Source organism: Novosphingobium colocasiae, assembly GCF_014652555.1.
Taxonomy (GTDB): domain Bacteria; phylum Pseudomonadota; class Alphaproteobacteria; order Sphingomonadales; family Sphingomonadaceae; genus Novosphingobium; species Novosphingobium colocasiae.
The window spans coordinates 70,326-85,048 of the sequence record NZ_BMZA01000005.1; the positions used below are offsets into that span (position 1 = coordinate 70,326).

Consider the following 14,723-nt stretch of genomic DNA (forward strand, 5'->3'; position numbering starts at 1 on the left):
GACATTGTCCTGACCAGATGGAAGTCTTGTCCGCAGTATCAGGGATCACCTGACCGCCGCCATGCCGGCCATGGCCGATGACTAAGGATAACGGCGCGCATCGCCGCGCTGGGGAGAGAACAGCCATGACCACAGATGCCATCCGGCCCTTCACCATCGCCATCCCCGACGAGGACTTGCGCGATCTCGACGAGCGGCTGGCGCGCACCCGCTGGCCCGCGCGCGAGACGGTGGCCGACTGGTCGCAGGGCGTCCCGCAGGAGTGGATGCGCGCGCTCGTCGATCACTGGCGGCATCGTTATGACTGGCGGCGCTGCGAGGCGGCGCTGAACGCGCTGCCCCAGTTCATGACCGCGTTCGACGGGCTCGACATCCACTTCCTGCATGTCCGCTCGTCCAACCCCGACGCTATGCCGCTGCTGCTGACCCATGGCTGGCCCGGCTCGATCCTGGAGTTCATGAAGTCGATCGGCCCGCTGACCGAGCCGCAGGCCCACGGCGGGAACGCCGCCGATGCCTTTCACCTTGTCATTCCGGCGCTGCCCGGCTTCGGCTTTTCCGGCAAACCGGACGCGACCGGCTGGGGTGTGGGCCGGATCGCGGGCGTCTGGGGCAAGCTGATGAAGCGGCTGGGCTATGATCGCTGGGTGGCGCAGGGCGGGGACTGGGGCTCGGCCGTGACCTATGCGCTGGGCCTGCAGCAGCCCGAAGGGCTGATCGCAGTCCATACCAACATGCCGATCGTGATGCCGCCGCCGCCGTTCGGCGATCTGGAGCCCGATCAGGCGAAGATGATGGAGGCCATGGACTATTACCAGCGGCAGGAAGCAGGCTATTCGCTCCAGCAGGCGACCCGGCCGCAGACGGTCGGCTATGCGCTGGCGGATTCGCCGGTGGGGCAGGCGGCCTGGATTGTCGAGAAGTTCGCCGCCTGGTCCGATTGCGATGGCGATCCGCTCAACATCCTGACCGCCGACGAACTGATCGACGCGGTGATGATGTACTGGCTGCCCAACTGCGGTGCTTCTTCGGCCCGGCTGTACTGGGAAAGCTTCACCGGGGGCTTCGTCAACAAGAAGCAGGTGCAGATCCCTTGCGGCTACAGCGTGTTCCCCAAGGAAATCTACCCCGCCCCGCTAAGCTGGGCCAGGCAATGCACGCCGCGGATGATCCATTGGAACACCCTGGACAAGGGCGGCCACTTTGCCGCGCTCGAACAGCCCGAACTGTTCGTCGGCGAAGTGCGTCAGTGCTTCCGGCAAATGCGGTAACCTGATTACCGTAACGCTCCGTTCGTATCGAGCGTAGTCGAGATACGTCAGCGCCACCGTATCTCGACTACGCTCGATACGAACGGAGGTGGGGATTAAACGGCCATGGCAGGGCTTGGGGTCAATCCGGGCTCAGCCCCCGATCGCTCCCCGGCTATGATCGCTTCGGCCGCTTTCTCGGCGATCATCATCGTCGGGAAGTTGGTGTTGCCGCTGATGATCTCCGGCATGACCGAGGCATCGACGACCCACAGTCCGTCGATCCCGCGCACGCGCAAGTCGGGATCGACCACGGCACCCGCGTCCGTGCCCATGCGGCATGTGCCGACCGGGTGATACAGGGTATATGCGGTGGCGCGGACATAGGCGTCGAGTTCCGCGTCGGAGCGGCACGCCGCGCCGGGGGCGTATTCGTCGCCGCGAAAATCGGCGTAGGCATCCTGCGCAAAGATGTCACGGGTCAGGCGGATGCCTTCGCGCAGCACGCGCAAGTCTTCGGGATCGGACAGGTAGCGCGGATCGATCAGCGGCGCGGCGGCGGGATCGGCCGAGGCGATGCGGATCGTCCCGGCGCTGTTCGGCCGGCTCCCGTTCAGCACCCCCTGGAAGCCCTCCTCCGGTATCACATCGCGGCCGTGGTCGTTGTACATCAGCGGCACGGTGTAGATCTGGATATCCGGATATTCGAGATCGGGGCGCGACATGAGGTGGGCCCACGCCTCCAGCCCGCCGACGGCGGTGGGGCCGGAGCGGAACAGCAGGTACTGGCCCAGCGCTTTCAGCGCGCCCAGCGGCCGCAGCATACCAAGCATCGAATAGGGCCGCGTCAGCCGCTGCTTGACGGTGACGGCGAGGTGATCCTTGAGATTGCGCCCGACCTCGGGTAATTCGTGCACCATCGCGATGCCGTGGGGGGTGATATCGGCGGGATCGCCGATCCCCGACAGTTGCAGCAGTTGCGGCGAATTGACGACGCCCCCGGCCAGGATCACGCCGCGCGCGGCCTCCACCGAGACCAACCGACCCTTGCGACCATAAGTCAGCCCGGTCGCGCGACCGGAGCGCATCAGCACTTTCGCCGCCAGCGCGCCGGTCACCACTTTGAGGTTAGGCCGCGCGAGCACCGGCTTCAGGTAACAGGCCGATGCGCTCTGGCGCAGGCCGTCGCGGTAATTGCCCTGCATCTGGGCCACGCCCGAAGGATCGCCCCGGTTCATGTCCGGATTGAACGGATGGCCGGCGGCTATCGCCCCCTTGATGAAGGCGGCGGAGGTGGGGTTCATCGCGTCGATAGAGGTCCAGGCTACCCCTACCGGCCCATCATGGCCGCGCGTTGCCGGATCGGCGCTGGCCGGGCAGCTTTCGATGCGGCGGAAATAGGGCAGGCAGTCCGCCCAGCTCCAGCCGGGATTGCCCATCTGCGCCCAGCGATCGTAATCGCCCGCATTCCCCCGCGCGACGACGAGGCCGTTGATCGAGCTGGACCCGCCCAGCACCTTGCCGCGCGGAAAGTATATCGTGCGGCCGTCGAGCCCGGCCTGCGGCACCGTCTCGAAGTTCCAGTTGCCGGTGCCGCGCTTCATCAGCTCGAAGAACCCGGCGGGCATGCGATAGAACAGCCCGCCGTCGCTGCCGCCAGCTTCCAGGAGCAGCACCTTGCAGGCGGGATCGGCGCTCAGCCGGTTGGCCAGCACGCACCCGGCCGAGCCGGCACCGACGATGATGTAATCGGGCTTGAAATCCATCGACGCTGATCCTCTCGCCGCGCGGGCCCCGGTTGACGCGGGCTGGCGGATGTCTTGCCGCCATCGTCGCCGGGCCGGGCCGGTTTCGGGCCGTCCTTTCGAAGGGGCTATCCCACCAGCCCCAGCAGCCGCGCGGTGGCGACGGCGGCGGAGCGGTTGCGCACGTCCATCTTGCCGAACACGTTCTGCAAGTGCCATTTGACGGTGGTGATCGAAATGCCGAGCCGGGCGGCGATCCGCTCGTTGCTCATCCCCACCGCGACCAGCCGCAGCATGTCCAGTTCGCGCGGGGTCAGCCGTTCGAACAGTTGCGGTTCGAGCAGGCGTGCCGGGGTGCCCTCGGGCCCGTCGAGCGCCATCGTCTCGATCAGTTCCGCGAAAAACGCCCGCTCGGCGGCGACCGAGAACGTCGCCGGTTCCTCGCACAAGTCGCGCAGAGTGGGGGCCAGCGGGCGGCGTCGGGCGATAAACGGGCGCAAGATGCGGCGGTGCGTGGCGATGCGGATCGCTTCGATCAGGCAGCCTTTCGCCAGTTCCGGGTTGTGATCGTCCCCCGCCAGTTGCGCCTTGAGCAGCAGCCAGTCGACCAGATCGGCGCTGCGGCGCTGCCGCCGGGTGCGGGCAAGGCCGGCCTCGATCAGCCCGGCTGCGACGGCGGGCTGGCACATCGACAACACCAGATCAGCCTCGGCCAAGGCCAGCGCCGGGTTGGTCCCGCGCGGCGATGGGAGTGCGGCTTCGCGCCCGCTGGTCTCCAGGTTCACCACGATGCCGATCCGCGCCGCCGCGATAGCCGCCTCGTCGATCCGCTCCAGTTCGATCAGCCGGCGCACCACGAAGCCGCCCAGCATGCGCGAAAGGCGCGGCGGATAGCTGTCGGCAATGGCCTGCAGCGCGCGCGGTTCGTAAGGGGACGCGGCGGTGCCGTCCCACAGCGCCACGGCAGCGGCAAGGCCGCAGGCGGCCACATCCAGGAACCCATGCGTGCGCAGGTGCGGCAGTCCGGCCACCAGCAGCCCGCGCGCTTCCTCCTCCAGGTTCATTTCCACCGCGCACCGGGCCGCCACCAGCGCCAGCGCGCCGCAGATGCCGGCGCTGTCGGCCAGCTCGCCGCGCAGCCGGGTGATCGCGCCGATCAGCATGGCATAGGCGTCGGTATAGTTGCCCTCGGCCACCGGAATCAGATTGCCGTATGTCGCCACCCAGCCGTCGACATATGGGCTGCTCGCCTCGCTCGCCGCTAGCCGGGCCGACTGGATCGCCTCGCGCGCTTCGGTGAAGCGGCTCTCGGCGGTCAGCGTGCCGGTCAGGATGCAGTGCGCGGCGCACAGTTCGAACGGATCGTCGTCGGGGCGGCTGCCTTTGAGCCAGGCGGACGCCTCGCGGTGGGCGGCACTGCCGTTGTCGGTCAGGCTTTCGATCGAGGCCTGCAGCAGGTGGATCGGGCGTAGCAGCCGATGATCGCCGGCACCTTCGCCTTCCACCCGGGCCTGCAGCCGGGTCAGCCGGCGCTTGGCGGCGTCGTAATGGCGGCGGAAGGCCAGTGCCCAGATGCGCCAGTATTCGGTTTCCGCCGCCAGCGTGATGCCAGCCTGCTCCAGGGCATCGGCCCAGTCGAGGAACTGCGGGGTCTGGCCGTTGTCGCGCACGGCTTCCTCGGCGTGGTCAGTGAGCAGGCGATTGGCCCAAACGGCATCGCCGGCGGCAAAGGCGTATTCGATCGCCTCGCGCCAGTTGCCTTGCTGTTCGTGCCACTGCCCGGCGCTGGTGCGGATGGCGGCGCGGCGGCTTTCGGGGATGTGCGCCAGCGCCTCGGCGGCCAGAAAGTCGCGCAGCAAGGTGTGGAAGCGGAAGCTGGTGTTGGCGGGATCGAGCGCGACCAGCAGCACGCTGCCGCCCAGCAGTGTTTCGAACAGGCCATCATCGCGCGATTCCGGCCAGATCGCATGGATAAGCGGTTCCGAAAAGCTGTGCAGCAGGCCCAGTTCGATCAGGCGGGCGCGCTGGTGCGGGACGAAGCGCGACAGGATTTCGCGGTTCAGCAGATCGGCCAGCATCTGGTGCGAGCCGCTGATCGCTGCCAGCGTAGCCCCGGTATCGCTGGACCGTTCCAGGATGATGCGGATCATCCGCAGCGCCGCCGGCCAGCCTTCGGTGCGCGCCATCACGGTGTCCACCCCCGCCGCACCCAGCGTGCGCGCCAGTTCGGCCCCGAACAACTCGCCCGCCTCGGCAGCATCGAAGCGCAGGTCGGCGGCGGTGAGCGGCAGGACCACACCCTCCAGCTCGGCGCGCGAACGGTTATAGGCGATGTCCTGCGTGCTGCTGGCGAAGATCTGGATGCTGGCGGGCGTATCGAAGCACAGCCGGTCGATCAGCCGGGGCAGGCGCGGATCGGTGCAATGGTCGATATTGTCGAGGAACAGGGCAACCGGGACAGGATGGGCGTTCAGCGCCCGGATCAGCGCGTCGATCCCCTGATCGGGCGCGGTGCGGCCGTCCAGCAACGCCTCGGTCGGGTGGGCGCGGGGGGCTTCGGGCTGGAGTTGTGCCAGCAGCGACTGGACGGTGGCATCCAGCGTATCGGCGCGGGGGCCGAGTGTGACCCAGGCCGCATGACGGCCCGAGCGCCGCAGTTCGGCCAGAACCATGCCCATCACCGTGGTCTTGCCGTAGCCTATCGGCGCGACCAGCGTGGTCAGCTTGTGGCGCACCACCCCGCTGGACACAATCCGGCGCAAGGCGCGCACGCGCACCGGTTCGAACGCGATCTGGGGTGGTGCGGTGTTCGCCATCGCCTGCCTGCAGGTATCCTCGGTCCCACCCTTGTCGCGGGCTTGCCGCCGGTGATGGCGTTGCCTGCGCGCACTCTCCCCCTCCTAAAGTATGGGATCATGGGCGACAAGGAGGGGCCCCGCCTTTGGGTGGGCCTTTGGCGGGGTGAGGGACCGGGCGCGGCGGCGCTGGTGCGGACGGCGGGACTCGAACCCGCACTGGGATACCCAAAGGGATTTTAAGTCCCCTGCGTCTACCATTCCGCCACGTCCGCGCTGCGACCGCGCGCCCGGTGGCGAGCGCTGTGGCAGATCGCCGCGATGGCGGCAACTGTCAGAAGATGAGGGGGGCGGCGCGAATCAGCTTACGTTGAGGCGCGCGCGCATTTCCTTGCCGGGCTTGAAATAGGGCACGCGCTTGGCCGGCACGTCGACCGTTTCGCCGGTGCGCGGATTGCGGCCTTGCCGGCCATCGCGATCGCGCGTCGAAAAAGCCCCGAAGCCGCGCAATTCCACCCGGCCACCATCGGCCAGACGCTGGGCGATCTCGTCGAAGAACGTATCGACCACGCACTCCACATCTTCGGCGCGCAGCTCTGGGTTCTCTTTCGCAAGCGCCAACAGCAGTTCGGATCGTATCATCTTCCCGCCTCCCGGAACGACTGCAAGACGAAGCATTGATTGGAAAATTCTGCGGCCCGCACGCCGCTGCAATGCAACATGCCATGCCGGGGGCCATGGCGCAAGACCCCTGCTGGAACCCCGCATTTTCTGCCGTAGCCCCGGCGCGTGCGGTTAAAAGTTGAAACCCGGTTCAGTTCTGGGCATTTACAGCCGCGAATAGGCCGCTAACCTCGATCGATCACATTTCGCCCTGGCGCAGGCTAACCCCCGGGAGTCGCATGAAGGACATTTCCACCTGGAACGAAGGCGACTGGATCGGCGCGATCGCGGCCGTCTCGCTGTTCGCCGTACTGGTCATCGGCGGCGTTATCGCCACCCGCAAGAGCGAGGAATTCGCCGGCCACCCGCGCGGCCTGTTCGTGCTGTTCTATGCCGAAATGTGGGAGCGCTTTTCCTACTACGGCATGCGCGCGCTGCTGGTGCTCTATCTCACGCAGTTCTGGCTCTACAATGATGGCCAGGCCAACCTGATCTATGGCGGCTACAACAGCCTGGTCTACATTACCCCGGTGCTGGGCGGGTATCTCGCCGATCGCTGGCTGGGCCAGCGCAAGGCGGTGGTGTTCGGCGGCGTGGTGCTGGCGCTGGGCCATATGTTCATGGCTTACGAGGGCATGCAGGGGATTACCGACCCGGCAGTCAAGCAGGCCGATCCCGCGATCAGCGTATTCTGGTTCGCACTGTCGCTGATCGTGGTCGGCTCCGGTTTCCTCAAGGCCAACATCTCGGTCATCGTCGGCCAGCTCTACAAGATGACCGATGCGCGGCGCGACGGGGCCTACACCATCTTCTACATGGGCGTGAACGTGGGTGCCGCTCTCGGCACGATCCTGGTCGGCTATCTCGGCCAGACGATCGGCTGGTCCTGGGGCTTCGGGCTGGCCGGGATCGGCATGGTGCTGGGCCTCATCATCTTCATGATCGGCAAGCCCGCACTCAAGGGCCAAGGCGAGCCGCCGGCACCGCTGGCGCGCAAGACCGAATGGGGCCTTTATGCCGTCGGCGCGGCGTCGGTCGGGGTGATGTGGCTGTTGGTGCAGTACCAGAACCTTATCCAAGATATCTTGATGGTCTCTGGTGTCGCCATGCTTGCGTTTGTCCTGTTTGAGGCACTCTTCCGATTTCCATACGGCCGGGTGGCCAACGCGCCTCCTATCCGCATCGGCGCACTATTGGCTTTGCTGCTGATATTGCTGGTATCGATGCTTTCGACGTCCAGAGGCTGGCTCATCGCGCAACATCATATCAGTCTGGCTGGCTATGACCTTTCGCTGGCCATGGCATTAGTGGTCCTGTCGACCTTGGGCATCATTGCGATCTGTGGCCTTGAAAAAAAGGCAATCGCTTGCGAAGCGCGCGACCGCATCTTTGCGATCCTGTTCCTGATCGCGCTCAACCCCGTGTTCTGGGGCCTGTTCGAGCAGGCCGGCGGCAGCCTCAACCTCTATACCGACAAGTACGTCGATCGCGGCGGGGTGCCGGCCAGCCTGTTCCAGTCCATCAACCCGATCTACATCGTGCTCCTCGGCCCGATCTTTGCCGCGCTGTGGCAGTGGCTGGGGCGCAAGGGGATCGAGCCGTCAGCGCCCGCCAAGTTCGGCTATGCGCTGATCCAGGTCGGGCTGTCGTTCCTGGTCTTCGTGTGGGGTGCGGAAAGCGTGGGCATGGCGGCGATGACGCCGGTGCTGTTCGTGTTCCTGATCTATCTGCTGCAGACCACGGGCGAACTGTGCCTGTCCCCGGTCGGGCTTTCGGCGATGACCCGGCTTTCGCCGGCGCATCTGGGCAGCTTTATCATGGGCGCATGGTTCTACATGACGGCCGTGGGCCAGTTCGTCGCCGGCAAGATCGGCGAGGCGACCGGCGGCGAGAGCGGCGAGATGAGCAAGGAGCTGACGCTGGCGATCTACAGCAAGATCGGCTGGGTCACGATCGGCATCGCGGTGGCGGTGCTGGCCGTTTCGCCGCTGGTGAAGCGCTGGATGCATCTCGATACCCTGGCCGACAAGGGCGATGACCTTGAAGGCGCGGCCGAAGCCGGGATGGAAGCGCAGGAAGCCGGTGTGCATCCGACCATCGCGCATTGATTGAACGCATATTGGATCAGCCATCCGCGCGTGCGGCGCGGGTGGCCCGAAGAGGGGCGACTGACATGAGAAACTGGCCGGCGATGGTCCGTGCGCTGCCGCTTGCGGCGATGGGCGTGGCGCTGATGCTGACGCCCGCTGCGGGCGTGGCGAAGAAGAAGGACAGGGACAAGGATGGTGCGGCGGCGCAGACGCCCTATCCCTCCACCTATCGGCCTTATCCCGGCCGCCCCACCGCGCTGGTGGGCGGCACCGTGTTCGACGGGCGCGGCCAGCGCATCGAGAACGGCACCGTCCTGCTCAAGGACGGCAAGGTCGAAGCCGTAGGCGGGGCCGATCTGGCCGTGCCGGAAGGCTATGATCGCATCGATGCGCGCGGCAAGTTCGTCACCCCCGGCGTGATCGACATCCATTCACACCTCGGCGATTACCCCAGCCCCTCGGTCGAAGCCAATTCCGACGGCAACGAAGCCACCGCGCCGACCACCCCCGATGTCTGGGCAGAACATTCGGTCTGGCCGCAGGACCCCGGCTTCTCGCGGGCGCTGATGAACGGCGGGGTGACGACGCTGGAAATCCTGCCCGGTTCGGCCAACCTCATGGGCGGGCGGGCGATCACCGTGAAGAACGTCCCCAGCCTGACCGTGCAGGGGATGAAGTTCCCTGGCGCGCCTTATGCGCTCAAGATGGCCTGCGGCGAAAATCCCAAACGCGTCTATGGCGAGAAGGGCCAGAAGCCCTCTACCCGGATGGGCAACTTCGCGGTCAACCGCCAGACCTGGATCGATGCCAGGGCCTATATGGACGGCGATCACGCCCAGCGCGATCTCGGCAAGGAAACGCTGGAAGGTGTGCTGAAGGGCGAAATCCTCGTCCAGAACCACTGCTACCGCGCCGATGAAATGGCGCTCGTCATGGATATGGCCAAGGAGTTCGGGTACAAGGTCACCGCATTCCATCACGCGGTCGAAGCCTACAAGATCGCCGATCTGCTCAAGGCCAACGATGTCTGCGCCGCGATCTGGGCCGACTGGTACGGCTTCAAGATGGAAGCGCACGACGGCATCCCCGAAAACGCCGCGTTGCTTCAGCAGGCGGGGGCCTGCGTGGTCATCCACAGTGACAGCGAGGACGGCATCCAGCGGCTGAACCAGGCCGCCGCCTCGGCGCGCGCCGCCGGACGGCGGATCGGCATCGAGATCGCTGACGAAGCGGTGATCCCGTGGTTCACCTATAACGCGGCCAAGGCGATGGGCATCGGTGACAAGACCGGCAGCCTGGAGCCGGGCAAGATGGGCGACGCGGTGCTGTGGAATGGCAACCCTCTGTCGGTCTATTCGCGGCCCGAGAAAGTCTGGGTCGATGGCGCGATGCTGTATGACGCGGATGATCCCAAGCGCCGGCCGGTGAGCGATTTCGAACTCGGCCTGCCCGGCGAAGGAGACGTGAAATGAGCCGCCGCCTCTTCACGTCGCTCGCCGCCATCGCCACCGCTCTTGTCGGAGCGCAGGCGCAGGCGCAGGATTTCGCTGTCACCCATGCCACCGTCGCGCTGGGTGACGGGACCGAGCCGATCAGCGACGCCACCGTCGTGGTGCGCGGCGGCCGGATCGCCGCTGCCGGTGCGGGCATGGCAACCCCGGCGGGCATCCCGGTGATCGACGGCACCGGCAAATGGGTCACCCCCGGCATCTTCGCCGCCTATACCGATCTGGGTCTGTGGGATGTCGATGCGGTTGACGAAAGCAACGACAAGTCGGCCGACGACAGCCCGTTCAACGCCGCGCTCGACATCTCGGTCGCGCTCAATCCCGCGTCCGAACATATCGCCATCAACCGCGCCGGCGGGGTTACCCGTGCCAGCGTGACCGGGTTCAACGGCAAGTCCATCTTCGCCGGGCAGGGGGCGGTGATCGACCTGGGCGCGGACCCGCAGATGCTGGTGCAACCGCGCGCGTTCCAGGTGGTCTCGCTGGGCGAAAACGGGGCCAAGCTGGCGGGGGGCAGCCGCGTCGCCGCTTATGTGACGTTCCGCAATGCCCTGCGTGAAGCGCGTGACATCGCCGCCATTCCCGCCGGCGCGGATCGCAAGTCGGACGTCCTGCTGACCCATGCCGATGCCGTCGCGCTGGTGCCGGTGGTGCAGGGCGTGCAAAAGCTCTACGTCGAAGTGGAGCGCGCCGCCGACATTCGTGCGGTGCTGGCGTTGAGGACCGAATTTCCCAAACTCGACATGGTGATCGTCGGCGCGACCGAAGGCTGGATGGTCGCCGCTGACCTTGCCGCCGCGAAAGTCCCGGTGCTGGTCATGCCGATGAACGACCTGCCCGCCCAGTTCGAGCAGATCGCCGCCACCCAGTCGAACATCGGCCGGATGACCAAGGCCGGCGTGAAAGTGGGCATCGGCATGTTCGCAGGGATGAACCAGCCGCGCTATGCGCCGCAGCAGGCGGGCAACATGGTGGCGCTGACCAAGGTGCCCGGCGCGACCGGCCTGTCGTGGGGGCAGGCGCTGGCGGCGATCACCTCGATCCCTGCGGACATCACCGGCATGGGCGGCCAGAAGGGCGCGGCACAAGGCGTGCTGAAGCCGGGCGCGGTGGGCGATGTGGTGTTGTGGGATGGCGATCCGCTGGAGCTTTCCTCGGCCCCGGTCAAAGTGTGGATCGACGGCATCGACCAGCCGCTCACCACCCGCCAAACCCGCCTGCGGGACCGCTACAAGAGCCTCGACCGCACTTACCTGCCCAAGGCCTACGACTGGTAACGCCTTGATCTGGCGCATGGTTCGGATGGTGCCGATGCAGTAGATCCGCATACGGGCCTTTCCGACGGGGAAGGGGAGAGGGAGATATCGTCATGTCGCCGATCGCATCGCTGATCCTCGCCAACGCCGCCTTCGTCGGCAGCCATTTCCTGTTGTCGCACCCGTTGCGCGCCGGGCTGGTATCGCGGCTGGGGGAAAAGGCGTTTCTGGGCGTTTATTCGCTGGTCAGCTTCGCCACTTTCGGCTGGATCGTCGTGGCCTTTCGCGCCGCACCGATGCTGCCGCTCGGCGGCGGCTCAGACGTGGCTTGGGCGCTGGCGAGCCTGCTGACACTCGTGGCGCTGGTGCTGCTGGTGGGATCGTTCAAGGGCAATCCGGCGCTCCCCGATACGCCGATCGATCGTATTGCCGCCGCCCGTGCCGATGGCGTCTTCGCGATCACCCGCCACCCGATGATGTGGAGCTTCGCGCTGTGGGCGCTGGCGCACGTGCTGGTCTGGCCCAGCGCGCGCACGCTGGCGACGGCGGGGGCGATGGCTTTTCTGGCGCTGGTCGGCGCGCACCTTCAGGATCGCAAGAAAGAACGGCTGCTGGGCGCGAGCTGGAGGAACTGGGAAGCCCAGACCAGCTACTGGCCCCGCCTCGCGGGCTTTGCCGCCGTCGGGGTTTCCACCTGGCTCATCGCCGTTGCCGCGTGGCTGGGGCTGACCTGGGTTCACCTCTGGCTGGCGGGCATCCCCGCCGGCTTGTGGCGGTGGCTCTAAGCAGCCCTTGAGGCGTTTTGCGCTTTCCAACGCTTCCTGCGCGTTATATCCGGCAGTGTACAGCGAATGGGTCAGAGTTGGGCATGCGCATTTTTCGGGCCGCGTTAGGCATGGCGGCGCTTGCCGGGGTGGCGGTGCCGGCTTCTGCCGGTGAGGTTCATGTCGCGGTAGCAGCGAACTTTACCGACCCGGCGAAGGAAATCGCGGCCGCGTTTCGCCGCAGGACGGGGAACGACGCGGTGCTCAGCTTCGGGTCGTCCGGCGCGTTCTACACCCAGATTGCCCAGGGCGCGCCGTTCGAGGTGTTCCTGTCGGCCGATAACGAGCGCCCGGCGAAAGCCGAGCAGGACGGGCTGGCGGTGCCGGGCACGCGGTTTACCTATGCGGTAGGAACGCTGGCGCTCTATTCGACCCGGCCGGGTCTGGTCGATCAGGGCGGCGGCATCCTGCGGCGCGGCACTTTCGACAAGATCGCCATAGCCGATCCGCTGCTTGCCCCTTATGGCACGGCGGCGATGGAGACGATGGGCAAGCTCGGCGTGACGGCGAATCTGCGGCCCAAGCTCGTCAAGGGCGGCTCGATCACCCAGACCTACCAGTTCGTGGCGACCGGCGCGGCCGAAATCGGCTTCGTCGCCTATAGCCAGATTGCGCGGGTACCGGGCGGGTCGCGATGGATCGTACCGGCGAAATTGCATGCACCGATCGAACAGCAGGCGGTACTGCTCAGGACCGGGGCTGCGGACAGGGCCGCGATCAGCTTCATGAAATTCCTCAAGTCCCCGGCAGCGGGGGCGATCATCCGGAAATACGGCTATGCCCTTGCGCGATAGGACGCAGGGGCGGAGACTGCGCGGGTGAACCTCGTAATCCGCACCACGATCGAACTGGCCGCGATCACGACGGTCCTGCTCTTGCTGCTGTCGACGCCGGTCGCCTGGTGGCTGGCGCGTTCGCGGCAGTGGGCGAAGGAGATCGTCGGCGCGCTGGTGGCATTGCCCTTGATCCTGCCGCCCACCGTGATCGGGTTTTACGTGCTGGTCGCGTTGGGGCCGCAGAGCCCGCTGATGGCGCTGCTGCACCCGTTCGGGGTGCGCACGCTGGCGTTCACGTTCGAAGGGCTGGTGATCGGCTCGCTGCTCTATTCGCTGCCGTTCGCGGTGCAGCCGTTGCGCACCGCTTTCGAACTGATCGGTGACCGGCCGTTGGAGGTTGCGGCCACGCTGGGGGCAGGGCCGGTCGATCGCTTCTTCACGGTGGCCGTGCCGCTGGCCCGGCGCGGGTTCCTGTCGGCCGGCATCCTGGTGTTCGCGCATACCGTTGGTGAGTTCGGCGTGGTGCTGATGATTGGCGGGGCGATTCCCGGCAAGACCGAAGTGCTCTCCACCCGGATGTTCCAACTGGTCGAAAGCCTGGATTTCGCGGCGGCGCATCGCATCGCCGCCTGGCTGGTCGCCTTTGCCTTCGTTGCGGTGTTTCTGCTGCTGCTGGTCGAACGCCGCATCGCCGTGGCCGATCGATGAGCCTGCGGGTCAGCCTGTCCGGGCGGATCGGGCGAAGCTTCCATCTCGACGTCGATTTCGGGATCGCCGCGCAGGGGGTGACCGCGCTGCTCGGCCCGTCCGGGTCCGGCAAGACGACGGTGCTGCGGGCGATTGCCGGGTTGGAACGGGTGCCGGGCACGATCCGCTTCGGCGATGAGGCCTGGCAGGACGGCCGGCATTTCGTCCCCGCGCACAAGCGCCCGGTCGGCTATGTCTTCCAGGGCGGCGGGCTGCTGCCGCATCTGACCGTCGGCCGGAACCTCATCTATGCCGCGCGTCGCGCGCCGCCGGGGGCGTTCGGGTGTGACGATGTGGTGGCGCGCACCGGCATCGGCGGGCTGATGGACCGCATCCCTGCGCGGCTTTCCGGCGGGGAAATGCAACGCGCCTCGATTGCGTGCGCCCTGTTGCGCCAGCCGTCCCTGCTGCTGATGGACGAGCCCCTGTCGGCCTTGGACAGCGAGGCGCGGGGCCAGTTCCTCGGCCATTTTGAAAGCCTGCTGGCGACGCTCCCGATCCCGGTGATCTATGTGACCCATGACGAGACAGAGGCGCGCCGGCTGGCGATCGGCTGCGTCCGGATGCGCGCCGGGGCGCTGGACCCGGGCGGCGGCCCGCTGCGCTGATTGCAAGGCGATCACGACCTGCTACCGCTTGTGTGTGGCGATACGGGTGGGAACGATGAGCGAGACGGCTGCGCGGCGCTGCAAGATCAGGGTGCAGATCTATTGTGGTGATGAGATCGCGATGGGGCCGGGCAAGGCCGATCTGCTGGAGGCGATCGCGCGCGAGGGGTCGATTTCGGCGGCCGGGCGGGCGATGGGCATGAGCTATCGGCGCACGTGGATGCTGGTCGACGTGATGAACCGCTGCTGGGACGTGCCGCTGGTCGAAACCGCGATGGGCGGCAAGCAGGGCGGCGGTGCCCGGCTGTCCGCACGGGGCCAGGAGGTGCTGGCGCATTACCGCGCATTGCAGGCCGATCTGCGCTGTGCGGCAGAGGGCGAGCCCAGCGCGGCGCTGATGGCGCTCCTGCGCGACCACCCCAGAGAGGGGCAGGCGCACGAGGATTGAGGGGTGCCTGCGG

The 14,723-nt window shown here is 66.8% G+C and carries 12 protein-coding genes and 1 tRNA gene; 9 read left to right on the plus strand and 4 right to left on the minus strand.

The annotated features are described in order from the left end of the window. The first annotated feature begins 125 nt into the window (after positions 1-125). Complete coding sequence (locus IE122_RS09115; protein ID WP_189620851.1) at positions 126-1,271, plus strand: epoxide hydrolase family protein; 1,146 nt, start codon at positions 126-128, stop codon at positions 1,269-1,271. Positions 1,272-1,366: 95 nt separating this feature from the next. Here IE122_RS09115 and IE122_RS09120 read toward each other — a convergent pair whose 3' ends face one another. The 4 genes from IE122_RS09120 to IE122_RS09135 all read right to left on the minus strand — a co-directional run bounded on the left by IE122_RS09120 (position 1,367) and on the right by IE122_RS09135 (position 6,432). Continuing rightward, positions 1,367-3,016 carry a GMC family oxidoreductase gene (locus IE122_RS09120; protein ID WP_189620852.1) on the minus strand — a complete coding sequence of 550 codons (1,650 nt, stop codon included), beginning with the start codon at positions 3,014-3,016 and terminating at the stop codon, positions 1,367-1,369. A gap of 107 nt (positions 3,017-3,123) precedes the next feature. Beyond that, positions 3,124-5,811 (minus strand): LuxR C-terminal-related transcriptional regulator, encoded by a 2,688-nt coding sequence (locus IE122_RS09125; RefSeq protein WP_189620853.1) that lies wholly within the window; start codon positions 5,809-5,811, stop codon positions 3,124-3,126. 169 nt (positions 5,812-5,980) lie between these two features. Further along, a tRNA-Leu gene (locus IE122_RS09130) sits at positions 5,981-6,065 on the minus strand. A gap of 85 nt (positions 6,066-6,150) precedes the next feature. Further along, entirely contained in the window at positions 6,151-6,432 is a 282-nt protein-coding gene (locus IE122_RS09135) for an integration host factor subunit beta (protein WP_189620854.1), read from the minus strand. Between the two features lie 260 nt (positions 6,433-6,692). Here IE122_RS09135 and IE122_RS09140 point away from each other — a divergent pair, with 260 nt between their 5' ends. From IE122_RS09140 to IE122_RS09175, 8 genes are all read left to right on the plus strand, one after another. After that, the gene (locus IE122_RS09140) at positions 6,693-8,561 is read left to right on the plus strand and encodes a peptide MFS transporter (protein ID WP_189620855.1); all 1,869 of its coding nucleotides are present in this window, start codon (positions 6,693-6,695) and stop codon (positions 8,559-8,561) included. A gap of 65 nt (positions 8,562-8,626) precedes the next feature. After that, a complete protein-coding gene (locus tag IE122_RS09145) occupies positions 8,627-10,015 on the plus strand; it encodes an amidohydrolase (protein ID WP_189620856.1) in 1,389 nt (462 codons plus the stop codon). Next, entirely contained in the window at positions 10,012-11,328 is a 1,317-nt protein-coding gene (locus IE122_RS09150) for an amidohydrolase family protein (protein ID WP_189620857.1), read from the plus strand. Before IE122_RS09145 ends, IE122_RS09150 begins: the two co-directional genes overlap by 4 nt. Positions 11,329-11,420: 92 nt before the next feature. Then, positions 11,421-12,092: an NnrU family protein gene (locus tag IE122_RS09155; protein WP_189620858.1), complete on the plus strand. Its 672-nt coding sequence runs from the start codon at positions 11,421-11,423 to the stop codon at positions 12,090-12,092. Positions 12,093-12,175: 83 nt separating this feature from the next. Further along, positions 12,176-12,925: a molybdate ABC transporter substrate-binding protein gene (modA, locus tag IE122_RS09160; RefSeq protein ID WP_189620859.1), complete on the plus strand. Its 750-nt coding sequence runs from the start codon at positions 12,176-12,178 to the stop codon at positions 12,923-12,925. A gap of 24 nt (positions 12,926-12,949) precedes the next feature. Then, positions 12,950-13,615 carry a molybdate ABC transporter permease subunit gene (gene modB, locus IE122_RS09165; protein ID WP_189620860.1) on the plus strand — a complete coding sequence of 222 codons (666 nt, stop codon included), beginning with the start codon at positions 12,950-12,952 and terminating at the stop codon, positions 13,613-13,615. Further along, positions 13,612-14,262 (plus strand): ATP-binding cassette domain-containing protein, encoded by a 651-nt coding sequence (locus IE122_RS09170; protein WP_189620861.1) that lies wholly within the window; start codon positions 13,612-13,614, stop codon positions 14,260-14,262. The genes modB and IE122_RS09170 overlap by 4 nt, the downstream gene beginning before the upstream one ends. A 55-nt stretch (positions 14,263-14,317) precedes the next feature. Beyond that, complete coding sequence (locus IE122_RS09175) at positions 14,318-14,710, plus strand: winged helix-turn-helix domain-containing protein (protein ID WP_189620862.1); 393 nt, start codon at positions 14,318-14,320, stop codon at positions 14,708-14,710. Positions 14,711-14,723 lie beyond the last annotated feature (13 nt).